Genomic DNA, 23,698 nt, shown 5'->3' with positions numbered 1-23,698 from the left:
AAACTTTTTTGGTTGTCCAGGTTCTACCGCTCCACCCCTTCCGGGGCTCTCGCGGCGCGTCGCCTCCCGGCGACTCAGAAAACTTACAGCACCGTCGGCTCGCGCCTCTCAGTCTCAGTAAGCCCGCCTCCCACTTGAGCTCTCGCTCTGGTGGGGCGCAGTCCAAAATCATATCACCTCATTGGGGGCTCAGACGTCTCAAGGGCTTCAGCCCAGGGCATGAAGCGATCCAATGTCTCCTGGCGGTTGGCCACCAAGACCGGAAAGTTCGTCTCAGCCAGGTCCGTCCCGGCCTGCAGCCCTTGCGGACTTGGTCCAAGCCAACGCAGGGGACAGCCCAATTCCTCCAGCACCAGCCAGGCCGCTGCCAGGTCCCAGATCTTCGGAGTGGCCTCCAGGGCCGCCATGGTCTGGCCCATGGCCACCGATACCAGGTTCAAGCTGGCCACGCCCAGCAGGCGGATCTTTCCGGGAAACGGACGGTGCGGCAGCTTCTGAAGCACACGGATCGATCGGCTGCAAAGGGAGGCACAGCCGGCGTTGTGCAATTGCTGGGCCGGCGGCGGAATGGGTTTGCCGTTGCGCCAGGCGCCGAGACCCCGGATGGCCACGATGCGCTGACGCAGCGGCGGCACATCCAGGATCCCCAGCACCGGCACTCCGGCCTCGAAGCGGGCCATCGAGATCGCCCAATAGGGGATGCCGGCGGCGAAGTTGGTGGTGCCATCCAGCGGATCCACCACCCAGTAAGCGGGGCTCGCGGGAACCTGCTGCCGGCCTTCCTCGCTGAGGACGCCCTCTCCAGGGAACAGCTCCGCCAGCCCCTCGACCAGCGTGGCGTCGCTCCAGCGATCACAGGCGGTGATGAAGGAGCCATCCGCCTTCAGATCCGGGTGGCTGTGGCCGAAATCGGCGCGCTGCCGCTCGGCGACCCGATCAATCAAGGTCTCCAGCCGAGGGTCGAGGGGTTGTGGGGAAAGAGGCGTCATCCCAGTTCCAACTCCAGGACCTGGCTAAGGCTGCGGGAAGTGTCTTCCCGGAACTGGCGCACGTTGACGCGAGACAACAGCACCAGGGCCGCCAGAGCCACCAGCAACTCCACACCGAGCACAAGGGCAAAAGCTCCATAGGGTCCCTCCCCCAGGGGCAGGGAGCGGCCGATGTCATACAAGCCCCCCCCGAGCAGTTTGCCGATCGCTCTGGACAGGGCCTGGGCCAGACCCCAGACCCCGACGAAGGTGCCAGCCGCCTGAGGCAAGGTGAGATCGAGCATCAGGCACAGGGCGCTGTTGGTGCCGATGCCCGCCGCCAGCCCGAACAGCACCATCACGGCCTGAAGGAAGGGGATCCTCGCCGTCAGGCCCGCCACGATCAGCAGGAGCAGGGACAGGGCGATCAGCTGGCAGCCCAGGCGAGCGGTGGCCATCTTGCCGAGCCGTGGGACCACCCAGAGCCCCGCCAGCAGCAAGCCCACCAGGGTGCCGACGCCCCAGAAGGCGTTGAGCTGGGCCGTGGCGGCGATCGGCATGGCGAAGACCTGGGCGCCGTAGCTCTCCAGCACCGGATCCTGCAGGAACAGGGCGAGGGTGAACAGGATCAGGAAGGAAAAGAAGATCAGCACCTGGCGGCTGGAGGTGATCAGAGTCCAGGACTGTCGAAGGCCGATGGCATCCTCCCGACGGGCCGTTGTCCCGTCGCTGCGCTCGCGCAGGGGCGCTTCCATTCCCCAGGTGGCCACGACCGTCAGAAGCATCACCGCCGCCGCCACGATCGACATGAAGCGGGAAAGGGTCGCCTGCAGCACCACCGGATCGCTGACCCCGTCAAGGGAGCGCAGGCTCACGCCGATGGCCACGGCGCCGATGACGATGCCGACCGTGAGCATGCACCAGATGATGCTCACCGCCCGGGGCCGCTCCTGTTCGCTGGTGCGGTCAATCACCAGGGCCAGGTAGGGGGTGGTCGCCAGGGAAATCGCCAGGCCATAGAGGGCAAACAGGCCGCAGAGGGCCGCGATGCCCAGGGCCAGGCCGGGCTGGCTGCCGTCCTGCAGCAGACGCCCGACCTCAAAGATCAGAGGCACCGACAACACCGCCAGCAGGCAGAACGCCGCCGTGCCGATCAGGACGTAGGGAACCCGGTGACGGGAGGCCAGGGGATGGGCATCGGAAATCTGGCCGAACAGCACCCTTGACGGGGCCACGAATTGCTCAAAGGCCAGGGCGCCACCCACCAGCAGTCCGGGAAAGCCCAGCTCACTGAGCATGATCCGGTTAAGCAGACCGGAAAAGATCACCGCCAGGCAGCCCAGGCATCCCTGGAAGAGACCCAGGCGCATGGTGGCGGTAAGGGAGAGACCGGAGCGGAGGTGGGATGACAACGGGCCTCAGGACCCCGGCGGCATGACCTCGGGCCCGATCGGACTGCCCGCCCGACAGGCCGGAATCAGCGGCTGGGGCTCCACCGGAATCAAGGCCGACCCGGCCGGCCTCGGACTGGTGGCCGGCAGCGACTGGCGCTGGCAAAGGCCGACCTGGTCGAGGCCGGTGAAGCGCCGCAACCGGGCCAGGGCCTTGTTGTAATCAGAGATGGCCGTCGACCAGCGCACTTCGGCCTGGGTGAGATCCCTCTGGGTGTCGACCACCTCCCGCTGGGTGGTGACTCCGGCCTGGAAGCGCAGGCGGGCCAGACGCAGGGATTCCCTCGTGGAGATCACCTCGCGGGAGGTGGTGGTGATGTTGCGGTTGTTCTTCTCCAGCTCGTAGAAATTGGTTTCCACCTCCCGGCGGATCGTGTCGCGCTGTTGGGCGAACTGGTAGGTGTTCTGCTCAGCCACCTGCTTCTGGCGGCGGTAGTTGGCCCGGGCGGCACCGCCATCGAACAAGGTCCAGTTGAGGTTGAGGCCGACCGTGTTCTCGACCGACCAGCTCTGGTTGCCGAAGTTGACACCTTGTTGGTTGCGGTTAGCGAACTGAATACCGCTGGTGCGACCACCGGTGAAGCCGTAGGCGATGTTCAGAAACGGCTGGACCCGGCCCAAGGCGGTGTTCGCCTCGCTGTTGGCGATGGAGATGTTGAGCAGGACGTTGTCGAGCTCTTCGCGGAAGGCGTAGGCGGCAACGATGCTTTCCTGCAACGAGGGCAACCAGGATCCCACCACCCGGGAAGGCTCCTTGGAGGTGGGGGTCACATCCTGGGGCAAATCCAGGATGGCCGCGAGGCCGCGGCGGGCGATGGCCTGGTCGGACAGGCCCTGGGTGAGCACCTGCTGGTCACGGGCCAGCTGGGTTTCCGCTTCCAGCACCTCCAGCTTGGTGGCCACCCCAGCCTGGAAACGGGCCTTGGCATCCCGCAGGCTCACCAGGGAGGAGCGCACGGACTCCTGGCCGATGCGAACGGTTTCGTCGGAGACCTGAAGATCGAAGAAAGCCACCGCTGCTTCCAGACGCCGGACCCGCAGACCGATCAGGTATTGGTTCTTGGCCTGCTCAAACCTGTCGCGGGCCGCGGCGATCTGGGGCGTGCGAGTGGGGTTGATCAGGCCCCATGTGGCCTGAAGAACCGCCGACATCCGCCAGATGCTGGTGATCGTGTTGCCGGCTTGCTGACCAGTGCCCGTGAAGGCGCTGCTGAACTGCTGCCCTCCGGTGTAGGTGGGCAGGCTGGTGGCGTTGAGAGAGATGTTGGGGTACCAGAGGGCGATCTGGGCGCGCAGGGCCGACTGGGCCTGCTCCACCTGGCTGGCGATCGCCTTGAGCTCTGGGTTATTGACTTCGACCAGGGTTTCGACATCGGCCAGGCCGAGGGGGCGCAATTCCCGGATGCGGACCTGGGCCGGCTTCACCGGCAGGGCCAGGGGATTGGGAGCCCGAAGATCCTGCAGGGCGGGGGGCAGCTCCTTGGCGGCGGGAGCCAGCACGTTCGGATTGGACTTCGGCCGGGATCCCTTGACCTCGGGAGCCAGGGGCAGGGGCTCAACAGCCGGAATCGCCTGGCTTGCAGGGGCAGGAGCCGTCTGGGCCCCTGCCGGCAACATCTGAACGCCAACCGACGGAAGCACCACCAGTGCCGCTAGCAGGAGTGGTTGGGGCCTCACGTTGAACCGTTCGCTTCCGCCCGAGCTTAAGCATCTCCCCGTGGGGTGCCGAGGCAGGCGGCCACCAGATCGTCCGCACCCCCCAGCAACCGGACCGGCACGGGCAGGCGGAGGCGCAGCTCCGCCAGCGTGGAGTCGTCGAGAAACACCTCCTCCCCCTCCCGCAGCATCACCCTGGGCAGCAGCAGTTCATCACCCAGGTCACGGCCGCCGAGCCCCTCAATCAGGTCCGAGCCTGTGAGCAGCCCGGTAACCACCTGCTCCTGGCCCCAGTAGGGACTGGGCAGGCCGTGGAGCAACAGCTCCAGCCCCTCAATGCTGTTGAGGCGCTCCACCACCGGTTGCAGCGCCTCCGCCACCAGCTGTCCCACCACCCAGCTGCAGCGACGTGCCCCGGCGATCCGGGTGGGGAGCTCTCGGGTGGCTTCCTCCAAAGCCTCCAGGAAGGCGCGGATGCTGCCGACGCCGTTCTCCTGCTGGGGCAAGTCTTCGTAGCTGGCCCGGGGTGGCAGGGGCTGGCCAGCGATCAAGAACCACTCATCCGAGAGCCAGGCGAAGCGGCTGCCGGTGCTGGCCTGAAAAATCCGCTGCAGACGCTCCACCCGAGCGATCACCTCCAGGGCCCCATCGCGATCGACCGGACGCAGCGCATCGCCATCCGGCCGGAAGCGCGTCAGACCCACCGGCACCACGGCGGTGGAGAGCACCGCCGGCCAGGGTCCGGTGGCGAAGCGCGCCAGGTCGGTGAGGGTGCGCTCCAGGGCCTCTCCGTCGTTCAGCCCCGGACACACCACCACCTGGGCGTGGATCTGCAGGCGCCGCTCGGCGAACCAGGCCAGCTGCTCCAGCAGCAGACCGGCCCGCGGGTTGACCAGCAGGCGGCTGCGGAGCTCCGGGTCGGTGGCATGGACCGACACGAACAGGGGGGAGAGGCGCTGCTCTTCGATCCGGCTCCAGTCGGCCGGGCTCAGGTTGGTGAGGGTGAGGTAGGAGCCGTAAAGGAAGCTGAGCCGGTAGTCATCGTCCTTGAGGTAGAGACTGCCGCGTCGCCCGGGCGGTTGCTGGTCGATGAAGCAGAAGGGGCAGTGGTTGTTGCATTGGCGCAGGCCATCGAACAGGGCTTCGCTGAAGCCCAGCCCCAGCCCCTCGTCCAGGTCTTTTTCCAGCTCCACCACGTGCAGGCTGCCATCGGGGTCTTCCACCTCCAGCACCAGCTCCTCCTCCCCCTGGAGCACCTGGACGTCGATCAAGTCCCTCGGCCGTATCCCGTTGATGCTGCGCAGGCGATCACCGGGCTGAAAGCCGAGCTCCTCGGCGATCGATCCCGGCTCCACCGTGGCCACCAGCGCCGGCCGGGGTTGGGTGACGGGCCCGGCTAGGGCAGCGGGCCCAGCAAGGGCAGAGGAAGGCTCCTTCCACACGGTCGGTTACGGCGAAGCGACAGGACTGTGGCTCCAGTGTGGCGGCCGTGCCCACTCAGGGGGTGACCCCCTCCAGGCCCCGGAACCCCAGCAGGATCACCAGACCGAACAGCAGCCGATAAATCACGAAGATCCAGGTGCTGTTCTGCTGCAGGAAGCGGAGCAGCCAGGCGATCGCCAGCCAGGAGACCACCGCCGCCGCGGCGATGCCCACCAGCATCGGGATCACACCGCCGGTCGCCACCGAGCCGAAGGCCGACTTGAGCTCCACCAGCCCGGCCAGGGTGATGGCGGGTATGCCAAGCAGAAACGAAAAGCGCGCCGCGTCGGCCCGCTGCCAGCCATCGAACAGCGATGCCGTCAGGGTGCTGCCCGAGCGCGACACCCCGGGGATCAGGGCCAGGGACTGGGCCAGGCCCACCAGCAGGCCGTCGCGGGGGGTGACGGCCGCGAGCAGGCGACGGCGGCGGCCCAGCAGTTCGGCCACCGCCAGCAGCAGCGCCATCACGATCGAAACGATGGCGATCGACGTCAGGCTGCGCAGGGGGGAGGTCTCGTAGCCGGGCAGCAGCACCTTGATGGCCAAACCCGCCAGCAGGATCGGCACCGTACCGATGGCGATGGCGACACCCAGCCGCGCCGGTGGATCGTTCCACTGGCCATGGCGGAAGGCGCGCGCCACTCCGGCGCCCACCTCAGCGAGGTCATTGCGGAAATAGCCGAGCACGGCGGCGATGCTGCCCAGCTGGATCACGGCTGTAAACGCCACTCCGGGATCACCCCAGCCCAGGAGCACCGGGACCACCTTCAGGTGGGCCGTGCTGCTGATCGGCAGGAACTCCGTCAACCCCTGAACGATCCCCAGAACGAGGGCGTGCCAGCAGGCCTCGAGCAGGGGCAAGGAGGCGGCCGTCGCGACCAGCGGCATGGGGAAAGCCGATACTGCGGCTGACCCTATGGCCGGACGGGTCACGGAAGCACCCACCCCGCCCTTTAAGGTTGGTCAAGTTTCTTCACAACCAGGTGATCGGGGTCCCACCCACCCTTGCGACTCGCCCCACGGCCCTGCCGGGTCTTCCGATCGCTCCTGCCGCGGCTGCCATCCCGGCCGCAGCCGTGCTGCCCCTGACGGCTGCCCTGCTGGTCACGGTGCCGGTGTTCCTGCAGGCCCCCTGGGTGCGCTCCGCGCCGATGGCGGCGGCCCTGTTCACCCTCCCCCTGATGGCCCTGGCCCTGCTCCTGGAGCGCCGGGGCCAGGGTCAGTGGCAGCAACTGGGCGTGCTCCTGGTGGGCTTCTGCGGCAGCTGGCTGGGCGGCTGCCTTTTCTGGGGCTGGTTCCGGCTCCACCCTGTGATGCATCTGCCGATCGAAGCCTTCGCCCTGCCCCTGGCACTGGCTGGCCTCGGAGGCCGCTGGCGGCTGGCGGGCGCCTTCTACCTGAGCTCCCTGCTCGGCACCGCCAGCACCGACGGAGTGATCGCGGCTGCCGGGATCATGAACCTCTGGCCCCAGGTTCTCAACGCTCCCCTGTCCGAGGCTCCGCTGCTGCTGCAGGGGGCCGCCATCCAGGTGCTGCAGCCCTGGCCTTTGGCCTTGATCGGCCTGACGGCGAGCCTGCTGGTGCTGATCTGTCGGCGCTTCTGGCTCCTGGGCGGGCCCTGGCGGGTCGCCGCTGCGGCCCTGGGCACCACCCTGGCGGTCGACGCTCTGTTTCTGGGCGCGGCCCTGGTGGCCCCCCACCTGAGCGGCCTGATCTGAAGATCTGCAAAAGCAAGGCCGCCTGCCGAGAGAGACCACGGGGCTTTCTGTAACGTTGCACGGGTGGTCTGCGGATCACCGCCCTGTCCCTGCCAGGGTCCCCTGGTTCTATCCCTAAAAGGAGTGTCGTGATGAAGCGGCTGCTTGCCTGGTTGATGAGTGGTGTGGTCCTGGCTGGTCTGCTCGTTACCCTGCTTCTGCCCGGTGCCGCCCTCGCTGCGGAGCGCCGCAACGAGATCGACGACAAGATTGCCGAGAGCGGCGGCAAGGTGGACCTCAACAACGCCTCGGTCCGCCGTTTCCAGCAATACCCCGGCATGTATCCGACTCTGGCCGGCAAGATCGTCCTCGGCGGTCCCTACGACAGCGTCGACGACGTGCTGGAGCTGGAGCTGACGGACCGCCAGCGAGAGCTGTTCAACAAGTACAAAGACAACTTCACCGTGACCCCGCCCGCGATTGCCCTCAACGAAGGCTTCGATCGCATCAACGATGGCGTTTACCGCTGAGCCCAACGACCAATCAGCCGGCCCATCCTTGACCCAGTCAGAACCGCCGTACCTACGGCGGTTTTTTTGTGGGCGAGGGGCGACCCGCCGTCCGTCCCATAGGCTCTCCACCACGAAGCAGGGTGTAAAGGGGTGAAGCAGCCGCTTGGATGAGCCGGATCCGCGCATGGCCCCCCACTGGGACGTGGTGGTGGTGGGCAGTGGTGCCGCAGGACTGATGACCTGCCTGGAGTTGCCCCCCCAACTGCGCGTGCTGCTGCTGAGCAAATCCAGCAGCCCCCCCTCCGCCAGCCGCTGGGCCCAGGGCGGCATCGCCGCCGTCACCGGAGCCGAGGACAGCTTTGCCAGCCATGTCGCCGACACGCTCAAGGCCGGTGCCGGCCTGTGCGATCCGGAGGCGGTGGAGGTGCTGGTGCGGGAAGCTCCAGCCTGTGTCGAGCGGCTCGTGCAACTGGGCATGGCCTTCGACCGCACCCCTCAGGGTCTGAGCACCACGCTCGAAGCCGCCCACAGCCACCGCCGGGTGCTGCATGCCCAGGACCGCACCGGCGGGGCCCTGGTGGATGCCCTGGAGCGGGAAGTGCGGCGCCGGCCGGGGCTGGAGCAACGCAAGGGCATCCCTGCCCTGCAACTGTGGATGGAGGACGGCCGCTGCGTCGGGCTGCAGGTGCTCGAGGGGAATTGCCTGCGCTGGCTGCGGGCCGGTGCGGTGGTGCTGGCCAGTGGTGGCGGCGGCCATCTGTTTGCCCACACCACCAACCCGACCCAGGCCAGCGGCGATGGCGTGGCCATGGCCTGGAGCGCCGGCGCCAGGGTGCAGGACCTGGAGTTCGTGCAGTTCCACCCCACGGCGCTGATGCTGCCGGACGCCCCCCATTTCCTGATCAGCGAAGCCGTGCGCGGCGAAGGGGCGCGACTCTTCGACGACCGCGGCCATTCTCCGGTGGCGCAGCTGGAGGGGGGCGATCTGGCCCCCCGTGACCAGGTGAGCCGCGCCCTGGCTCGCTGCATGGCGGAGCAGGGGGTGACCCATCTCTGGCTCGACCTGCGGCCGGTGGGCCGCGAACGGCTGGAACGCCAGTTCCCGACCATCCTGCGCCGCTGCCGTGAGCTGGGGCTGTCGCCCTGCGACGCCCCGATTCCCGTCGCCCCGGCCGCCCACTACTGGATGGGGGGCGTCGGCACCGATCTGGAGGCCGCCACCAGTCTGGGCGGCCTCTACGCGGTGGGGGAGGTGGCCAGCACCGGTGTGCACGGGGCCAACCGCCTGGCCAGCAACTCGCTGATGGAATGCCTGGTCTTCGCCCGCCGGCTGCGCCATCTGCGGCCCCAGCCCCTGCCGCCTGCGCCCCAGGGCACGCCCGCGGCGGCCCCGCGGCTGAGCCAGGCAGAGCTTCTGGCCAGCCCCGATGAGGCCAGCCTGATCAAGGCGATCGGCGACCTGCGCCGGCTGTGCTGGCAGGTGGCCGGGGTGGAGCGGCGCGGGGTGGATCTCATCGGTGCCCTGGGCCGGGTCCGCAGCCAACGCTCCGGCCACGAACGGTCTCCCCTGCTGCGCCGGGCCCATGACCTGCCACCCGGTCAGGAACTGCAGCTGACGCCAGACCAGAGCCAACGCCTGCTGCTGCTCCAGGATCTGCGCCAGCGGCTGGTGCTGGCGGAACTGCTGATGGAAGCCGCCGCCTTCCGGGTGGAGAGCCGGGGCGGCCATTACCGCACCGATGCCCCCGCCTCCCAGCTGTTCTGGCGGCGTCACACGCTGCAGCAACGCGGCCGATCCCCCTTCACAGGGCCGGTGGGCGAGAGCTGAGGGGTGCGCCTCAGTTGGCGGGGGCTGCTGGTTCCTGGTAGCCGCTCAAGGCGGCGAGCTGGGCGAGGGTCTTCTGGCCGGAATCCAGCTGGCCCTTGATTTCCCAGGTGGGGAAGCCCTGGATGTTCTTGCTGGCGCAGAGCGCCGCCTGGTTGTCGCGGCCATCGGGCGCGCACTCGATGATCTTGAGCTTGGCCGTGGCCTCCTTGCCGAAGAGCTCCTTCTGGTCGTGGCAATGGGGGCACCAGTAAGCCGAGTACATCACGGCACCGGTGCTGGTGAGGTGCTCGGCAAGGGACAGGCTGGCCGGGGTGCTGGCGGCCACCACTGGCCGTGCCATACCGGGGCCGGTGGTGGCCTCGGGGCGATTGAGGGAGGTGGCCCAGCCAAGGCCGATCAGGCCGACGGCCAGGACGGTGAGGACCCCGCGGAAGAGCAAGGCGCCGGTGTCCTCCCACTCCCCGCCGATGAGGCTGAGCACGAACAACGACAGGCTGATGGCGGCCGACATCAGACAGAAGGTGCAGAAGGCCTTGATCTGAAAGGCCATCACCCCCACCAGCACCAGACTGAAGATCGCCATGCCGGCGCTGAGCAGGAACAGGCCCCACCAGCTGAGCCCGTTGATGCTGGCGCGAGCCTCCCCCTTCAGCACCAGCGGCAGCAACGCCATGACCAGGACCGCCCCGTAGGCCAGGAAGCCGAACAGGGACAGGGGCTGGCCGAAGACACTCCCCCAGGGGCTGTTGAGCACCTTGTCGCAGCCCTCGGCGCCCCCGGGGCAACTGAGGTTGCCGATCACGCCCCAGCGGTTCAGGGTGATCGCCGCGGTGTCGATCACACCGATCGTGGCCAGCACGGCCATCACCACCCGCGCCCAGCGGCGACCCGGCTCGGGTCGGCGGCGATTGGTGAGGCGGCTGGCGAGGCGGGTGGAAGTCACAGGCACGGACAAATCGTGGAGCGATTCTCGCAGTCGCGGGGGCTTGCATAGGGTGGACATCGGCGTTTGCGCCCACTCTCTTGATGCCGGCAAGCCGGCCCGTCCCCCTTTCCACCCGCAACAGCATGTCTCCCCAGCCCAGCCAAGAACGGCCCACCGTGGCCTTCACCCACCTGGGTTGTGAGAAGAACCGGGTGGATACCGAGCACATGCTCGGCCTGCTGGCCGAGGCCGGCTACGGCGTCAGCGCCGACGAGAGCGAGGCACGGGTGGTGGTGGTCAACACCTGCAGCTTCATCCAGGACGCCCGCGCCGAATCGGTGCGCACCCTGGTGGAACTGGCTGAACAGGGCAAGGAACTGATCATCGCCGGCTGCCTGGCCCAGCATTTTCAGCAGGAGCTGCTGGACTCCCTGCCGGAAGCGCGGGCGATCGTCGGAACCGGCGACTACCAGCACATCGTGGAAGTGCTGGAGCGGGTTGAGGCCGGGGAACGGGTCAACAGGGTCAGCGCGGTGCCCACCTTCGTGGGGGACGAGCACCTGCCCCGTTACCGCACCACCTCCGAGGCGGTGGCCTACCTGAAGGTGGCCGAAGGCTGCGACTACCGCTGCGCCTTCTGCATCATCCCCCGGCTGCGGGGCGACCAGCGCTCCCGACCGATCGAATCGATCGTGGCGGAGGCCCGCCAGCTGGCCGAGCAGGGGGTGAAGGAGCTGATCCTGATCAGCCAGATCACCACCAACTACGGGCTGGATCTCTACGGCAGGCCCCGCCTCGACGACCTGCTGCGGGCCCTTGGGGAGGTGGAGATCCCCTGGATCCGGGTCCACTACGCCTACCCCACCGGTCTCACCGACACCGTCCTGGCCGCCTACCGGGACGTCCCCAACGTGCTGCCCTACCTGGATCTCCCCCTGCAGCACAGCCACCCGGAGGTGCTGCGGGCCATGAACCGTCCCTGGCAGACCGGGGTCAACGGCGCCCTGCTGAAGCGCATCCGCGACCAGCTGCCCGACGCCGTGCTGCGCACCACCTTCATCGTCGGCTTCCCTGGGGAGACCGAGGAGCACTTCGAGCACCTGCTGGGGTTCGTGGCCGAGCAGCGTTTCGATCACGTCGGCGTGTTCAGCTTCTCCCCCGAGGACGGCACCGCCGCCGCCGACCTGCCGGATCCCGTGCCCGCCGAGGTCGCCAGCGAGCGGCGGGACCGGCTGATGGCCCTGCAGCAGCCGATCGCCGCCGAGCGCAACACCGCCTGGGTGGGCCGGATCGTGGACGTGCTGATCGAGCAGGACAACCCCACCAGCGGCGCGATGCTGGGACGCTGCGCCCGCTTCGCCCCCGACGTGGACGGTGAGGTGCACGTGAGCCCCGGCGAGGGGGGGCTTTGCGCCGCTCCGGGAACGATGGTGCCGGTGCGGATCACCGCGGCCGACACCTACGACCTGCGCGGCGAGGTGGTGGGGGCCGGCGCCATGGTGCGTGAGGCCCAGGCCGCCACGCGGAGCGGGGCTTGACCCCAAGCCCCACACACGGCTGGTTGCAACGGCACCAGCGCCCCCTCTTCCTCATCGCCTCCGGCCTGAGCACCTCTGGATCCTTTGCCGGGCTGACGGCCAAGGGCTGGATCCTGATGGCCGGCACCGGCAATCCGCTGCTGCTGGCCCTGCATTTCGCCGCCCTGGCCCTACCCAGCCTCCTGGTCAGCGGCCGGGCGGGTGTGCTGACGGATCGGCTGGGCTGCGAAACCATGCTGATCCGCTCCCAGTGGGGTCTGTTCGGCGGGGCCACCCTGGGGGCCCTGGCCATTCCCCTGCTGCAGGGGACGGGGCAGGTGGTCCTGCTGCTTCTGAGCACCCTGGTGGTGGGCGTCTCCAGCTCCTTCGAACTGACGGCCCGCAGCAAGTACTGCTCCCTGCTGGTGGAACGGCCGGAGCAGGTGGCGCCCTATCTGGCCAGCTTCTCGGTCGTGTTCAATGTCGGCAAGCTGGTGGGCCCTCCACTGGGAGGCTGGCTCGTGGCCCTCTCCGGACCCGCCATGGCCCTGGCGATCGATGCGGCGTCCTATCTGGTGCCGATCGCCACCGTGATCTGGCTGCTGCGGCCCCACCGGGAATTGGAGCAGCGCAGCGCCGGGGGGGAAGGGGCCAGCCTCGGGGCCGCCTGGCGGGAGTGCGGTTCGACCCTGCGCCATGTGCTGCGCTTCACCACCGTGGCCTGCCTGGTGGGCTTCTTCCATCCGGGCCTGGCCCCCCTGATCGCCGCCGAAGTGATTGGCCCCTCGCCGCAGGCCCTCGGCCTGTTCACCAGCGTGCTGGCGGCCGGCAGCATCTGCGGCGGGGTGGTGCTGCAGCGCAACAGCGCCGCCCTCAGCGAACGACCGGTGCTGCTGCTGGGGGGTTGCGCCGTGGTGGTGGCCCTGGCCCAGCTGGGGATGGCCGCGGCCACTGGGGGCCCGACGGCCCTGGCGATGGCGCTGCTGATCGGTGCCGGTACGGCCGGCCTGCTGGCCGGCTCCAGCCTGATCCTCCAGGTGGGGGCACCCATGGCCCTGCGCGGCCGGATGGCCGGCCTGGGGCAGATCGCCTTCCTGGGCGGGGGCGGGGTGAGTGGACTGGTGGCCGCCGCGCTGACCATGACCATGGGACTGCAAGCCACCTTCGCCCTGCTCGGCGGCTTGGGGCTGGTGGTGGGTGTGCTGGAACTCGGGCGAAACGGAGCTCTCAGGCTCAGATCAGCCTGACGCCCTTGAGCACGACGGTGGCCAGGAAGGCGGCGGTGAGCCCGCCACCGACGAGCGCCAGATAAATCACCACACCCACGGCCGCTGCTGCGAGGAACCGGATCATTACAGCAGAGGATCCGCCCCCTTCCACCCCCACGGCCTGGCAGGAGGCGGTAGAACGACCTGATATTTCCCGAAACCTCCTAAGGTTGCGGCGCAGCGGAACCTGCTCAAGACACCCTTTCCGCCGCCGCGCAATCGCCCACGGCCCCTCCACAACTCACCTGCAGCATGCGCACCCTTTTCATCTATCCCGAATTCCCGAAGACGTTCTGGAGCTACGAAAAGATTCTCGAGCTGGTGAACCGCAAGGTGCTCCTTCCGCCGCTCGGGATGGTCACCGTGGCCGCCCTGCTGCCCCAGACCTGGGAGATGAAGCTGGTGGATCGCAACGTCCGGGAGGTGACCGAGGCGGAATGGAACTGGGCGGAACTGGTGGTGATCTCCGGGATGATCGTTCAGAAGGCCGATATGGCCGCCCAGATTGCCAGGGCCAAGCAGCGGGGTCTGCCGGTGGCGGTGGGCGGACCCTTCGCCAGCTCCACCCCAGACGCGCCTGAACTTAAGTTGGCCGACTTCAAGGTGCTCGACGAGGGGGAAATCACCCTGCCGATGTTCATTGAGGCCATTGAACGCGGCGATCGTCAGGGCCGATTCAGTGCCGATGGGGAAAAGCCGGACGTGACCGGCACCCCCATTCCCCGCTTCGACCTGCTCGAGCTGGATGCCTACGACTCCATGTCGGTGCAGTTCTCTAGGGGCTGCCCGTTCCAGTGCGAATTCTGCGACATCATTGTGTTGTACGGCCGTAAACCCCGTACCAAGGCTCCTGATCAGCTGGTGGCCGAACTCCAGTACCTGTACGACCTCGGCTGGCGCCGCTCCATCTTCCTGGTGGACGACAACTTCATCGGCAACAAGCGCAACGCCAAGTTGCTGCTCCCCGAGATCAAGCGCTGGCAGGTTGCCCATGGCTACCCCTTCAGCTTTGCCACCGAAGCCTCGGTGGATCTAGCCGCCGACGAGGACATGATGCTGATGATGGCGGAGGCCCGCTTTGACAGCGTCTTCCTCGGTATCGAGACGCCCGATGAGGCCAGCCTTGCGACCGCCGGCAAACTGCAGAACACCCGCAGTTCGCTGGAGGAGTCGGTCGACCGGATCACCTCCTACGGCATCCGTGTGATGGCCGGGTTCATCATCGGCTTCGATGGTGAGAAGCAGGGCGCCGGCGATCGGATCGTGGAATTCGTCAGCCGTACCGGCATCCCCGCCGCGATGATGGGCATGCTGCAGGCCCTGCCCAACACGGGCCTCTGGCATCGGCTGGAAAAAGAGGGCCGTCTGGTGCAGGAGAAAACCGACGCCAAAGGTGTCAACCAGACCAACCTGCTCAACTTCGTGCCCACACGGCCGATCCGGCAGATCGCCAATGAGTACGTGGATGCCTTCTGCCGCCTGTACGAACCCAACGCCTACATCGACCGGGTCACGCATTACTACCTGAAGATGGGCCAGCCCCGCTGGCAGCAGTTCGTACCTGCGGCGGCCTTCGGCAAGGCCAGCCTGCCCAGCTGGACCGATGTCCGCGCCCTGTTGATCGTGATCTGGCGTCAAGGCCTGAAGCGTGACACCCGTGGCCGTTTCTGGCGTTCCCTGCTGACCATCGCCCGTCACAACCCCAACAACCTGGAGCAGTTCCTGGTAACCCTCGCCCATAACGAGCACTTCCAGGAGTACCGGGGCGTGGTGACCCGCGAAATCGAGGACCAACTCGCCGCCCTGCCCCCGGAACCACCCGAAGGCTCCCGCGAAACCAGCCGCGAACTTCAGCCTGTCTAGCGTCCTTGTGGCCTGGTCCGGTCTGAGGTCGGAGTACGTTTGATTGGCTGCCTATGGGGCGCAGTGATGGGGACGTCACAGCCCATGAACCCTGGGCTCACCAGGCTCTCGGCTCTGGCCATCATCGGCGGTATCGGCTTGCTGGTCCTTGGCCTCAGCCGCTGGGACACCTTGGGCCCCCAGTCGATGATCTGTCGCCATCGGGATGATCCCAAGGGACAGATCGATTTCAGGGTGGATGTGGGTCAAGGGGATGATCGGGTCCGTTTCGCCGATGGTCAGAGTCTGCCGGTGCAAACCTCCCGCGATCGGATCACGTTTCTGGAGAAGGAGTCCAACAGCTTCCACCTCTCTGACAACGACGGTGATGAGGTCGCCCTGGGCCATCCCCGTGCGGCGGATCAACGTCCTGGAATGGCCGCCGGGAAGGCTCCCCTGGTCATTCATCCCGACCACGGCCACGACGAGGAGCATCACACGACGATCGACCGTCGAGCGCTCACCTTCCAGGAGAATGCGATCGAGAAACGGGGAAGCCTCAGGGCCTTGATGATGGATGGCCGTTGCCGTCTCGTCGCCTCCCGCTGAGTCGGGACCCTGGAGATTACTGCCTAGTCCTGTTCATAGGGCAAGCCCTGCACCAGGCAGAACTCTGCCTTCTGGAGCTCCCGGCCCAGGTAGAAGGCATGGTCGAGCCTCGACAGGGGATGGGGCCCCTCCCCCTCGGTAAGGGCAATGCCGAGTTCTTTGGCGGTGCGGCCCCGGTAGATGGCCACGGGCGCACGCGGGTCGCTGCCCCGGCAGCTGATCACCTCCCCCGTGTCGGGATCGGTGGCCAGCCCCCGTTCATCGATGCCATTGGCGTAATGCTCGGCCACCAACTCAGCGTTGGCGGCATCCACTTTGATCAGAAAATAGCCCGACGGATCGAGGGCGATGAAACGCTGGGAGAGCGCCTCATCCAGGCTCTGACGTGGGCACGGGTCGCGGTGCATGGGGGGGATCGTAGGCAGCGGTGAAAGGGAGTTCCGCGTTCATCGCCGCAATCGCCTGGTGCATCTCCTCGTTGGCCCCCGGCAGCCACTCCCGCAGGATGGTGTCGAAGCGGAGGTCGTACCAGCGGTGCAGGCTGGCTCGGGGCTGAGCCACGAAGCCACGACGCCGTTTGTGGCTGCCGCCGGCGCCGGGATCGAAGCTCTCCAGACCCCGGCCGATGGCCCAGGCGATCGGGGCGTAATAGCAGACTTCAAAGTGCAGGTTGTCGAGCTCGATGTCACTGCCCCAGTAGCGCCCCCAGAGGCCGGTGGCATCGTGCACACAGAGCGACATCGCCAGGGGCTGCATCGGCTCGCCCCGATGGGCACTGAACAGCACGAGATGCTGGCGCAGGTCGGTGGCGGCCGCCTGAAAGAAGGACTCGGTGAGGTACTTGCTCCCCCAGGGGCCCCAGCGGCTGCAGTGCTGTTCATAAAACCGATGCATCCGCTCCAGCAGCGGCGGCGGGATCTCTTCTCCAGCCAGGGGCGTGACGGTCAGCCCCGCCTCCGCCACGGAGCGGCGTTCGCGGCGGATGTTGCGCCGCTGGTTGGCATTGAAGCTGGCCAGATAGGCCTCGAAATCCCCATGGCCCGGATTGCGCCATTCGCTCTGCTGGTTGATCCACAGCGCGCAGCCGGCGGCCTCCGCCAGGGGCTGCCAGGCCGGATCCACATAGAGAAAATTGCAGCTGAGAATGTGCTGCCGGCGGCAGAACGTGTCGATCTCCGCCAGCATCAACGCCGTCAGGGCGGCGGCATCTTCGCCGGGCGCCACATGGAAGCGGTAGCCCTGCACCGGACTCACCGGGCTCATCCCGACGAGCTTGGGGTAGTAGCGCAGGCCCAGCTGGCCGGCCAGCTGCGCGAAGGATTGGTCGAAGACGAATTCCCCGTAGCTGTGGCCCTTGAGATAGAGGGGTGCCAGGGCCACCAGTCGCCCCTGGCGCCAGAGCCCGAGATGGCAGGGCTGCCAGCCCTGGCGGGGAATAATGCTGCCGCTGGCCTCCAGGTGGTGCAACCAGCGCCAGCCATAGAACGGGCGATCCACGGCCGCCCCCAGCGACCCGCCGTCGCCCCCCACCAGGGCCTGCCACTGGTCTTCAGGGATCTCCTGCGTTGCCTTGTGCCAGCAAACTTGCAGCTCGGCCATGGCCGGTGGCGACGCAGGGGGACAGGGCAGGCGCAAAACTAACGGTTGATTCCCTGCGACCGAGCGTCCTTGCCCCGCCATGGCCAAGCCCCTGCGGATCCTGATGCTCCTGACGGCCGCCACCGCCTTGGTCCTGCCCCAGCCGCCGGCCAGGGCCGGGCTGCTCCGACCGGTGCTGATGCTGCTGCGCCCCCAGCTGGAGAACCAGCTCACACGGGTCTGCGTGGAGACGGCCTCCGCGGGCAGGGCGGATCTGGAGAAAAGCCTCCAGGATCCCTGCCGCAAGCTGGCGGTACCCACCAGCAAGTGCCTGATTGAGGAGACCGACAACAGCGGCCGCAGCCTGGGAGTGCTCACCGAGATGGTCAGCGGCCGCTTCGGCGATGACAGCGAGGCGGTGGTGAAGCGCTGCCTGGCCAGGATGTTCGGCCTCCCCACCGACAGCCTGCGTGACATGCCACTGCGGGAACTCGGCAAGCGTTTCGGCAGCCTCGGCCTTCAGGAGGTCACGCCCTGATCCTCGGGGCGCCGCCAGCGCAGCAGCAGTTCGTCCTCCGGCAGCGCCCGGTGCTCCACCAGCCGCCAGCCTGCCTGGGCCAGCGGGGCCACCCGGGCCTCGGCCGGCAACCAGCCATGGGCGCCTCCGAGCAAGCGGGGGCAAACGGTGAGCTGGAGTTCATCAAGCAGGTCTTCGGCGGCCAGTGAGGCCGCCAGCTGGGCCCCTCCCAACACCGCGAGCCGCCGCTGTCCCAGGGCCCCGAGGGCCTCCAGGGCCTGGCCCCAGCTCCGCAGAGGCAGGTGGCGCTCGAAGCCCTCGGCGGGGGCGGAGGGGGGCAGCGGGGCGGCCTGCAACAGCCAGCGCTCCAGGGGCTGGCGGAAGAAGGGCAGGGCGGCGGGCAACCGGCCGCTGCGACTGACCGCGATGGCGATCGGCTGGGCAGCGCGGCCATGGCGGCGGCGGGCCCCGAGCAGCGAGGGACTGCGGATCAGGCAGGTGCTGCCATGGCGCCGCAGGGTCTCGGCCCCCACAAGGGCGGCATCCGCCCAGGCCAGGGCCTCCTCCAGCGCCTGCCGATCACCGGCACCACCTAACTGAGCGGCCCCGCCTTCGGCCTGGGCGAGGCGACCGTCGAGGCTCACGGCCAGCACGAGCCGCAGCTCGGGGCGAGGGCTGTTAGGGCGGGGATCCGCCGCTGCCGCCGGACTCAAACGGCCGCAAGGGCTTCGAGGGCCGCCGGCAGCATCTCCAGCTGGGGAGTCTCGGCGAAGACCTCGGCGGCGTTGTTGGGGCTCTCCTGCAACCGCACTTTGTGCAGCCGGGCGCCGGTGGCCGCGATCGGGGCACTGAGCAGGTCGGTGATGTGGAGAGCAATGTTCTCGGCCGTGGGAACGCAGTCGGCGAAGTGCTCCACGTCCTTGTTCAGGAAGGTGTGGTCAAAGGGCTCCACCACCAGGTCGGCCACCAGCTGCTGCAGCGCGGCCAGGTCGCAGACCATGCCGGTGCGTGCATCGATCGGACCCCGCACGGTGACGTCGAGCAGGTAGTTGTGGCCGTGGCCGTGGGGGCGGGCGCACTTGCCGTAGATCGCCTCGTTTTCGCTCTGGCTGAGCTCGGGTCGGGCCAGGCGGTGGGCCGCGGCGAAGTGGGTGCGGATCGAGAGGAAGGCTTCCATGGGATCGATGGTGGGACCGCAGAGCACGTCGGCCCAGAGGTTGGTTTGTTCGTGGAGCCGCAGGGCCACCAGCGGCAGGTGGGGGGCCAGCCGCTCGCGGATGGCCAGCAGCAGGGCTTCGGTGGTGGGCAACCGCCCCTCGGGCCGGGAGAGGTCGAACTCGGGCCAGACGTCGTTCAGAAAACGGAAGTCGAGGGGATCGCTGACCTCCCGGCGGATGGCGTGCTTGACGTCGGAGAGGTTGAGCACCATGCCGTCGCCGTCGAGGGGACCACCCATCGCCACGCTGAGCTCGTAGTTGTGGCCGTGGCCTGGGGCCAGGCTGCAGCGGCCGAAGCGGCGGGCGTTTTCGGCCTCATCCAGCTCCGGCAGCCGGTAGAGGTGGCTGGCACTGAAGGTGGCCCGGCGGGTGATCACGCAGGGCCGACCCCGCCCGTGGGCGGTGCTGGTGGAGGAGGGTGCCGCGGGGAAGGCGGTCAACCGGGTTGCGGTCATCGCCGAGGCCCAGGGGACGCCCATCCTAGAAACGGGGTCAGGACCGCCGCCGACCGCGACCGCATGGCCCCTGACGACGCCCCTTCCCCCAGCCACCGGACCCTGGCCCGCCGCCTCGATGGCCTCAACATTTATCTGGTGGGAATGATGGGGGCGGGCAAGAGTGCCGTGGGACGGCCGCTGGCCGAAGCCCTTGGCTATCGATTCATTGATGCCGACGTCACCCTGGCGGAAGCCGCCGGTCGGCCGATCGCCGAGATCTTCACCCGCGATGGCGAGGCGGCGTTCCGCGCCCTGGAAACCACCGTGCTCAATGGCATCGCCAGCTGGCATTCCCTGGTGGTGGCCACCGGCGGTGGGGTGGTCACCCGGCCGGAGAACTGGGGTCATATGCGTCAGGGGGTTGTGGTGTGGCTTGAGGCCCCTGAGGCGGAGCTGCTGCGGCGTCTGGCCGCCGATCCCACCCGGCGGCCCCTGCTCGACGCGCCCGATCCCGCCGCCCGCCTCGAGGCCCTGTTGCGCGAGCGCCGGCCGCTTTATGCCCAGGCCGACCTGACCGTGGCGCAGCAGGGTGGACTCCCCGCCGAGGTGGCGCTGCAGGTGCTGGACGCCCTGCCCTCGGTGCTGCGCGAGCCTCGCCAGGCCCCAGAAGCCCTCGACTGAGCCCCGTCCGAACCCAACGTGGTCCTCAGCCGGGGGGCTCCAGCCGCACCGCGAACCACTGGATCGAGCATCCGGGCGCCAGCTCCAGCTCGCAGGCGGTGTCGATCAGCCGAACGGCCTGGGCTTCCGGATCGGCCAGATCAGCCAGGTCGGCCGGCGGATCGCCAAGGGCCTCGACGTGGGAGGCCAGCCAAAGCACGGTTTCGGCCGCCGTGAGGATGCGCTCGCCCTGGCCGGGCTCCAGCACCACGTAGTGGTCGAGCTCCCGCAGCAGCGGATCGGACAAGGCCAGGACAACAGCGGAGTCCATCCTGGCGGGTGTTGGGCCCGATGCAGTCGGGGACCTCAGTCCCGACCGACCTCGGCGAGCAGCCGGTCCCGCCAGGCGAACAGGGGCTCGAGCACGGGGTTGTCGGCGATGCCTTCCACACCCCGCCCCGCCAGGGGAGCGCCGGCACAGACGGGGAACTTCAGCAGGTAAAGCTGGGCCGCCACGGCGAGGTCGGCAAGGGTGAGTGCATCGCCCTCCAGGTAGGGGCGCTGGGCCACCAGCAGGGCGAGCTGCTCAAGGCTGCGGTGCAGCTGGCGCACCTCACAGGGCCCCAGCAGGTCGCGCATCGCCTCGGTGGCGGTGCCCATCAGGCCCCCTGGCAGAGCTGCCACCAGATCGCGCAGGGGCCCCGGGGTGGCCTCGGGCAGCAGGGCTGTGCGCAGCACCGGATCGATGGCCGCCGCTTGGAGCAGGGCCAGGCGGGCGCCCCGGGCCAGGGCGGTGTCGGCCCAGTCCTCCAGCAGCAGCACCCTGGCGCGGGCGAGCGGATCGGCCGGCAGCAGGGGCGGCTGCGGGTGGCTGGCCTCCAGGTGCAGGGCGATGGCGGTGGAATCGGGGATCACATCGCCGCCGTCCACCAGCACCGGCACCTGGCGCTGACCGGAGAGACGGAACAGCTCCAGCTGGCCCAGGCCGGGGGTCACCTCCACGATGGTGGCCTCCAGACCTTTGCGGGCCAGCAGAAGCCTCACCTTCTCGCAGAAGGCGGAATGTCTGAACTGATGCAGCTCCATGGACCCTCGCTGACGGCTGTACGTGGCCCTGGGCGGCAGAGTAGCCAGCATCCGACCAGGACCGCCGCCAAGGCCATGAAAGAGTTTTTCGTCAATGTCACCCGCTATCCGCGCTACCTGATCGCCTTCAGCCTGGGGGTGTTCAACTCGGTGTTCGAACCCCTGGCCCGGCGGCGCAGCAACCCGGTGACGGCGGTGGCCCTGGTGGGCGCGCTGATCAGCGGGATGGTCAGCCTCACCCTGGTACTGCGTGCCATGGTGCAACCCGGGTCGGTTTCGTAGTCATGGCACAGAGCCGACGGGTGGAACGGGTGGCGGCCCTGATCCGCCGTGAAGTCAGCGAGCTGCTGATGAGCGGCATCAAGGATGAGCGGGTCCAGCACGGCATGGTGAGTGTCACCAGCGTCGAGGTGGCTGGCGATCTGCAGCACTGCAAGATCTTCGTGAGCATCTTCGGCAGCGCCGAGGACCAGGAAGTGGCCATGGACGGCCTGAAGGCCGCCTCCGTCTACGTGAAGGGGGAGCTGGGGCGCCGCCTCAAGATGCGCCGCACACCAGAAGTGGCCTTCGTCCTCGACCGGGGTCTGGAGAAGGGCAACACGGTGCTGGGACTGCTGCAGCGCCTGGAGGCCGAACGGCGCGAGCGCGGTGGCGAGGAGGGCGAGGAGCCGATGGCCGAGGCGGAACCCGCTGATCCGGCGGGCGACACCGACGCCGACTCTGAGACCGAAGCCTGAGCCGCCCCATGGCTTCGTTCCTCGATCCACCACAGACCCTGGATCGCACCGTCGCCGCCCTGCTGGTGGTGCGCTGCAGCGGCCATCCGGCCGATGGCCAGCGGCGCTATCCCCGCTGGGAGCTGGACAACGCCAGCCTGAAGCGCCTGCTAGAGCGCGGGGTGGGCGGGGTGATCCTGCTGGGCGGCAGTGCTGGCGAAGTGCGGCTGCGCACACGCCAACTGGCGGCCTGGGCCAGGGAGCCCCTGCTGCTCTGCGCCGATGTGGAGGAGGGGGTGGGCCAGCGCTTTGAGGGGGCCAGCTGGCTGGTGCCTCCCCTGGCCCTGGCGGGGATCCACGCCACAGACCCCGCCCTGGCCCTGGCTCTGGCCCGGCGTTACGGGGCCTGTACGGGCCGGGAGGCCCGCCAGCTCGGGCTCAACTGGGTGCTCGCCCCCGTCTGCGATGTCAACAACAACCCGGCCAACCCGGTGATCAACGTGCGGGCCTGGGGCGAAGACCCGGCCACGGCCGGTGCCCTGGCGGCCGCCTTCTGCCGCGGCGCCCAGGCCGAAGGGGTGCTCGCCTGCGCCAAGCACTTCCCCGGGCACGGCGACACCGCCAGCGACTCCCACCTGGAATTGCCCCTGCTGCCGCACAGTCGCGCCCGCCTGGAGGCCGTGGAGCTGCCGCCATTCCGGGACGCCATCGCGGCCGAGGTGGCCGCGGTGATGACCGCCCACCTGCTGCTGCCGGCCCTCGATGCCGAGCACCCGGCCACCCTGTCGCGGGCGGTGCTCACGGGTCTGCTGCGCGAGGAGCTCGGTTTCGAAGGGCTGATCGTCACCGACGCCCTCGTGATGGAAGCGATCGCCGGCCGCTACGGCGCCTCCCAGGCCGCCGTGCTGGCCCTGGAGGCGGGGGCCGACCTGGTGCTGATGCCCGGCGACGCGGACGGGGCGATCGACGCCATCGTGGCGGCCGTCCACAGCGGCAGGCTGAGCCTGGAGCGGCTGCAGGCCAGCCTCGAGCGGCGGCGCCTGGCCCTGGGGCGCTGCCCCGCCGGCGACGACCCCAGCGCCCCTGCCCCCCTGGGCGGCCTCAGCAATGGCCCCTCCGCCGCCGACCAGGCCCTGGCGCTGGAGCTGGTGCAACGCAGCCTGGAGCAGCGGGGACGGGGCCCGGTGCGCGGCGGCCCCGGGGTGAACCTGATCCAGCTCGACAACAGCCTGGGCTGCCCCTTCCTGCCGGCGGCTGCTCCGGCCCTGGCCCTGCCGGCGGCCGCAGGACTGCGGCCCTGCCTGATCGACGGCCAGGGACCCTCCCCCTGGAGCGGCGATCAGGAAGCCCCCCTGGCCCTGGAGCGGCTGGGCGAGGGGCCGGTGCTGCTGCAGCTGTTCGTACGCGGCAACCCTTTCCGCGGCCGGGCCGACGGCCCGGATCCCTGGCCGGCAGTGATCCGCCAGCTCCAGGCGACCGGTCGACTGGCGGGCCTGGCCGTCTACGGCAGCCCCTATGCCTGGCAGGCCCTGCAGCCGCTGCTGGAGCCGGATCTGCCGGCCGCCTGGTCTCCGGGCCAGATGGCCCTGGCCCAGGGCGAGCTGCTGGGGCGCCTCGGCTTCGGTCCGAAGCCAAGCGGCGGCACGGCGCCCGGCGCAGCCGTTGGGGTGGACTTCACCGACTGAGCCCTCACCGGCACCTAGCCTCCTGGCACGTCTGTCCTGCCCCGCAG

Annotated in this window: 25 protein-coding genes; 12 read left to right on the top strand and 13 right to left on the bottom strand. The window is 68.8% G+C overall.

Annotated features, from left to right (window positions below; genetic code table 11):
* Positions 1-173 precede the first annotated feature (173 nt).
* From KBY95_RS14635 to KBY95_RS14615, 5 genes are read right to left on the bottom strand one after another with little or no spacing between them, the layout of a single operon-like run.
* The gene (locus tag KBY95_RS14635) at positions 174-989 is read right to left on the bottom strand and encodes an inositol monophosphatase family protein (RefSeq protein ID WP_254965916.1); all 816 of its coding nucleotides are present in this window, start codon (positions 987-989) and stop codon (positions 174-176) included.
* Positions 986-2,338: a BCD family MFS transporter gene (locus KBY95_RS14630; RefSeq protein WP_254965914.1), complete on the bottom strand. Its 1,353-nt coding sequence runs from the start codon at positions 2,336-2,338 to the stop codon at positions 986-988. Before KBY95_RS14630 ends, KBY95_RS14635 begins: the two co-directional genes overlap by 4 nt.
* Positions 2,339-2,386: 48 nt before the next feature.
* Positions 2,387-4,063 (bottom strand): TolC family protein, encoded by a 1,677-nt coding sequence (locus tag KBY95_RS14625; protein ID WP_254965912.1) that lies wholly within the window; start codon positions 4,061-4,063, stop codon positions 2,387-2,389.
* A 59-nt stretch (positions 4,064-4,122) separates the two neighbouring features.
* A complete protein-coding gene (locus tag KBY95_RS14620; protein ID WP_254965910.1) occupies positions 4,123-5,517 on the bottom strand; it encodes a TIGR03279 family radical SAM protein in 1,395 nt (464 codons plus the stop codon).
* A gap of 55 nt (positions 5,518-5,572) precedes the next feature.
* Positions 5,573-6,445, bottom strand: a complete 873-nt coding sequence (locus KBY95_RS14615; protein ID WP_254965908.1) for an undecaprenyl-diphosphate phosphatase — start codon at positions 6,443-6,445, stop codon at positions 5,573-5,575.
* Positions 6,446-6,516: 71 nt separating this feature from the next.
* Between KBY95_RS14615 and KBY95_RS14610 the strand changes: the two genes are divergently transcribed.
* From KBY95_RS14610 to nadB, 3 genes are all read left to right on the top strand, one after another.
* Positions 6,517-7,275, top strand: coding sequence for a DUF3120 domain-containing protein (locus tag KBY95_RS14610; protein ID WP_254965906.1), 759 nt, complete (start codon positions 6,517-6,519; stop codon positions 7,273-7,275).
* Positions 7,276-7,406: 131 nt separating this feature from the next.
* Entirely contained in the window at positions 7,407-7,784 is a 378-nt protein-coding gene (psbU, locus tag KBY95_RS14605; RefSeq protein ID WP_254965904.1) for a photosystem II complex extrinsic protein PsbU, read from the top strand.
* A 166-nt stretch (positions 7,785-7,950) separates the two neighbouring features.
* The gene (gene nadB, locus KBY95_RS14600; protein ID WP_254965902.1) at positions 7,951-9,594 is read left to right on the top strand and encodes an L-aspartate oxidase; all 1,644 of its coding nucleotides are present in this window, start codon (positions 7,951-7,953) and stop codon (positions 9,592-9,594) included.
* Positions 9,595-9,604: 10 nt separating this feature from the next.
* On the opposite strand, the gene KBY95_RS14595 is transcribed toward nadB, so the two are convergent.
* The gene (locus KBY95_RS14595; protein WP_254965927.1) at positions 9,605-10,537 is read right to left on the bottom strand and encodes a vitamin K epoxide reductase family protein; all 933 of its coding nucleotides are present in this window, start codon (positions 10,535-10,537) and stop codon (positions 9,605-9,607) included.
* 125 nt (positions 10,538-10,662) lie between these two features.
* On the opposite strand from KBY95_RS14595, the gene rimO reads away from it, so the two are divergent.
* Together rimO and KBY95_RS14585 are read left to right on the top strand one after the other, a co-directional pair.
* Positions 10,663-12,057, top strand: a complete 1,395-nt coding sequence (gene rimO / locus KBY95_RS14590; protein ID WP_254965900.1) for a 30S ribosomal protein S12 methylthiotransferase RimO — start codon at positions 10,663-10,665, stop codon at positions 12,055-12,057.
* Positions 12,054-13,283, top strand: a complete 1,230-nt coding sequence (locus tag KBY95_RS14585) for an MFS transporter (RefSeq protein ID WP_254965898.1) — start codon at positions 12,054-12,056, stop codon at positions 13,281-13,283. The genes rimO and KBY95_RS14585 overlap by 4 nt, the downstream gene beginning before the upstream one ends.
* On the opposite strand, the gene KBY95_RS14580 is transcribed toward KBY95_RS14585, so the two are convergent.
* Entirely contained in the window at positions 13,270-13,389 is a 120-nt protein-coding gene (locus tag KBY95_RS14580) for a cytochrome b6-f complex subunit 6 (RefSeq protein WP_254965896.1), read from the bottom strand. The two genes, KBY95_RS14585 and KBY95_RS14580, sit on opposite strands and share 14 nt — an antisense overlap.
* Positions 13,390-13,556: 167 nt before the next feature.
* Between KBY95_RS14580 and KBY95_RS14575 the strand changes: the two genes are divergently transcribed.
* On the top strand, positions 13,557-15,167 hold the full coding sequence (locus KBY95_RS14575; protein WP_254965895.1) for a B12-binding domain-containing radical SAM protein: 1,611 nt from the start codon (positions 13,557-13,559) through the stop codon (positions 15,165-15,167).
* Between the two features lie 84 nt (positions 15,168-15,251).
* A complete protein-coding gene (locus KBY95_RS14570; protein WP_254965893.1) occupies positions 15,252-15,755 on the top strand; it encodes a hypothetical protein in 504 nt (167 codons plus the stop codon).
* A gap of 23 nt (positions 15,756-15,778) precedes the next feature.
* Here KBY95_RS14570 and KBY95_RS14565 read toward each other — a convergent pair whose 3' ends face one another.
* Both KBY95_RS14565 and KBY95_RS14560 read right to left on the bottom strand, forming a co-directional pair.
* A complete protein-coding gene (locus tag KBY95_RS14565; protein WP_254965891.1) occupies positions 15,779-16,162 on the bottom strand; it encodes a DUF4346 domain-containing protein in 384 nt (127 codons plus the stop codon).
* A complete protein-coding gene (locus KBY95_RS14560; protein ID WP_254965889.1) occupies positions 16,125-17,354 on the bottom strand; it encodes a GNAT family N-acetyltransferase in 1,230 nt (409 codons plus the stop codon). Before KBY95_RS14560 ends, KBY95_RS14565 begins: the two co-directional genes overlap by 38 nt.
* A gap of 79 nt (positions 17,355-17,433) precedes the next feature.
* Here KBY95_RS14560 and KBY95_RS14555 point away from each other — a divergent pair, with 79 nt between their 5' ends.
* Positions 17,434-17,871 (top strand): hypothetical protein, encoded by a 438-nt coding sequence (locus tag KBY95_RS14555; RefSeq protein ID WP_254965887.1) that lies wholly within the window; start codon positions 17,434-17,436, stop codon positions 17,869-17,871.
* Here KBY95_RS14555 and KBY95_RS14550 read toward each other — a convergent pair.
* Positions 17,853-18,563 (bottom strand): RibD family protein, encoded by a 711-nt coding sequence (locus tag KBY95_RS14550; RefSeq protein WP_254965886.1) that lies wholly within the window; start codon positions 18,561-18,563, stop codon positions 17,853-17,855. The two genes, KBY95_RS14555 and KBY95_RS14550, sit on opposite strands and share 19 nt — an antisense overlap.
* On the bottom strand, positions 18,560-19,522 hold the full coding sequence (locus KBY95_RS14545) for a 6-carboxytetrahydropterin synthase (protein ID WP_254965884.1): 963 nt from the start codon (positions 19,520-19,522) through the stop codon (positions 18,560-18,562). Before KBY95_RS14545 ends, KBY95_RS14550 begins: the two co-directional genes overlap by 4 nt.
* Positions 19,523-19,585: 63 nt before the next feature.
* Between KBY95_RS14545 and KBY95_RS14540 the strand changes: the two genes are divergently transcribed.
* A complete protein-coding gene (locus tag KBY95_RS14540) occupies positions 19,586-20,185 on the top strand; it encodes a shikimate kinase (RefSeq protein WP_254965883.1) in 600 nt (199 codons plus the stop codon).
* Between the two features lie 25 nt (positions 20,186-20,210).
* Here the strand turns inward: KBY95_RS14540 and KBY95_RS14535 are convergent, their stop codons facing one another.
* Together KBY95_RS14535 and KBY95_RS14530 are read right to left on the bottom strand one after the other, a co-directional pair.
* Positions 20,211-20,471, bottom strand: a complete 261-nt coding sequence (locus tag KBY95_RS14535) for a chlororespiratory reduction protein 7 (RefSeq protein WP_254965925.1) — start codon at positions 20,469-20,471, stop codon at positions 20,211-20,213.
* Between the two features lie 59 nt (positions 20,472-20,530).
* Positions 20,531-21,250, bottom strand: coding sequence for a glutathione S-transferase family protein (locus KBY95_RS14530; protein WP_254965882.1), 720 nt, complete (start codon positions 21,248-21,250; stop codon positions 20,531-20,533).
* Positions 21,251-21,325: 75 nt separating this feature from the next.
* Between KBY95_RS14530 and KBY95_RS14525 the strand changes: the two genes are divergently transcribed.
* From KBY95_RS14525 to KBY95_RS14515, 3 genes are read left to right on the top strand one after another with little or no spacing between them, the layout of a single operon-like run.
* Positions 21,326-21,532, top strand: a complete 207-nt coding sequence (locus KBY95_RS14525; RefSeq protein WP_254965881.1) for a DUF751 family protein — start codon at positions 21,326-21,328, stop codon at positions 21,530-21,532.
* Between the two features lie 2 nt (positions 21,533-21,534).
* Positions 21,535-21,987, top strand: a complete 453-nt coding sequence (gene rbfA, locus KBY95_RS14520; RefSeq protein WP_254965880.1) for a 30S ribosome-binding factor RbfA — start codon at positions 21,535-21,537, stop codon at positions 21,985-21,987.
* An 8-nt stretch (positions 21,988-21,995) separates the two neighbouring features.
* Positions 21,996-23,651: a glycoside hydrolase family 3 N-terminal domain-containing protein gene (locus KBY95_RS14515; protein WP_254965879.1), complete on the top strand. Its 1,656-nt coding sequence runs from the start codon at positions 21,996-21,998 to the stop codon at positions 23,649-23,651.
* Positions 23,652-23,698: the final 47 nt, after the last annotated feature.

The organism is Cyanobium sp. Aljojuca 7A6 (assembly GCF_024346455.1).
Lineage (GTDB): Bacteria > Cyanobacteriota > Cyanobacteriia > PCC-6307 > Cyanobiaceae > Cyanobium.
Note: the sequence above shows the minus strand (reverse complement) of the source record. Positions and strands in the feature narration are given on the sequence as shown.

Excerpts from the sequence above, each read along its gene's own strand:
- rbfA (WP_254965880.1), top strand. The coding sequence starts at position 21,535 with ATGGCACAGAGCCGACGGGTGGAACGGGTGGCGGCCCTGATCCGCCGT.
- KBY95_RS14515 (WP_254965879.1), top strand. The coding sequence starts at position 21,996 with ATGGCTTCGTTCCTCGATCCACCACAGACCCTGGATCGCACCGTCGCC.
- KBY95_RS14560 (WP_254965889.1), bottom strand. The coding sequence starts at position 17,354 with ATGGCCGAGCTGCAAGTTTGCTGGCACAAGGCAACGCAGGAGATCCCT.
- KBY95_RS14555 (WP_254965887.1), top strand. The coding sequence starts at position 17,434 with ATGGCCAAGCCCCTGCGGATCCTGATGCTCCTGACGGCCGCCACCGCC.
- KBY95_RS14615 (WP_254965908.1), bottom strand. The coding sequence starts at position 6,445 with ATGCCGCTGGTCGCGACGGCCGCCTCCTTGCCCCTGCTCGAGGCCTGC.
- nadB (WP_254965902.1), top strand. The coding sequence starts at position 7,951 with ATGGCCCCCCACTGGGACGTGGTGGTGGTGGGCAGTGGTGCCGCAGGA.
- KBY95_RS14570 (WP_254965893.1), top strand. The coding sequence starts at position 15,252 with ATGAACCCTGGGCTCACCAGGCTCTCGGCTCTGGCCATCATCGGCGGT.
- KBY95_RS14575 (WP_254965895.1), top strand. The coding sequence starts at position 13,557 with ATGCGCACCCTTTTCATCTATCCCGAATTCCCGAAGACGTTCTGGAGC.
- KBY95_RS14630 (WP_254965914.1), bottom strand. The coding sequence starts at position 2,338 with ATGCGCCTGGGTCTCTTCCAGGGATGCCTGGGCTGCCTGGCGGTGATC.
- KBY95_RS14635 (WP_254965916.1), bottom strand. The coding sequence starts at position 989 with ATGACGCCTCTTTCCCCACAACCCCTCGACCCTCGGCTGGAGACCTTG.
- KBY95_RS14545 (WP_254965884.1), bottom strand. The coding sequence starts at position 19,522 with ATGACCGCAACCCGGTTGACCGCCTTCCCCGCGGCACCCTCCTCCACC.
- KBY95_RS14540 (WP_254965883.1), top strand. The coding sequence starts at position 19,586 with ATGGCCCCTGACGACGCCCCTTCCCCCAGCCACCGGACCCTGGCCCGC.
- rimO (WP_254965900.1), top strand. The coding sequence starts at position 10,663 with ATGTCTCCCCAGCCCAGCCAAGAACGGCCCACCGTGGCCTTCACCCAC.
- KBY95_RS14530 (WP_254965882.1), bottom strand. The coding sequence starts at position 21,250 with ATGGAGCTGCATCAGTTCAGACATTCCGCCTTCTGCGAGAAGGTGAGG.
- KBY95_RS14525 (WP_254965881.1), top strand. The coding sequence starts at position 21,326 with ATGAAAGAGTTTTTCGTCAATGTCACCCGCTATCCGCGCTACCTGATC.
- KBY95_RS14565 (WP_254965891.1), bottom strand. The coding sequence starts at position 16,162 with ATGCACCGCGACCCGTGCCCACGTCAGAGCCTGGATGAGGCGCTCTCC.
- psbU (WP_254965904.1), top strand. The coding sequence starts at position 7,407 with ATGAAGCGGCTGCTTGCCTGGTTGATGAGTGGTGTGGTCCTGGCTGGT.
- KBY95_RS14580 (WP_254965896.1), bottom strand. The coding sequence starts at position 13,389 with ATGATCCGGTTCCTCGCAGCAGCGGCCGTGGGTGTGGTGATTTATCTG.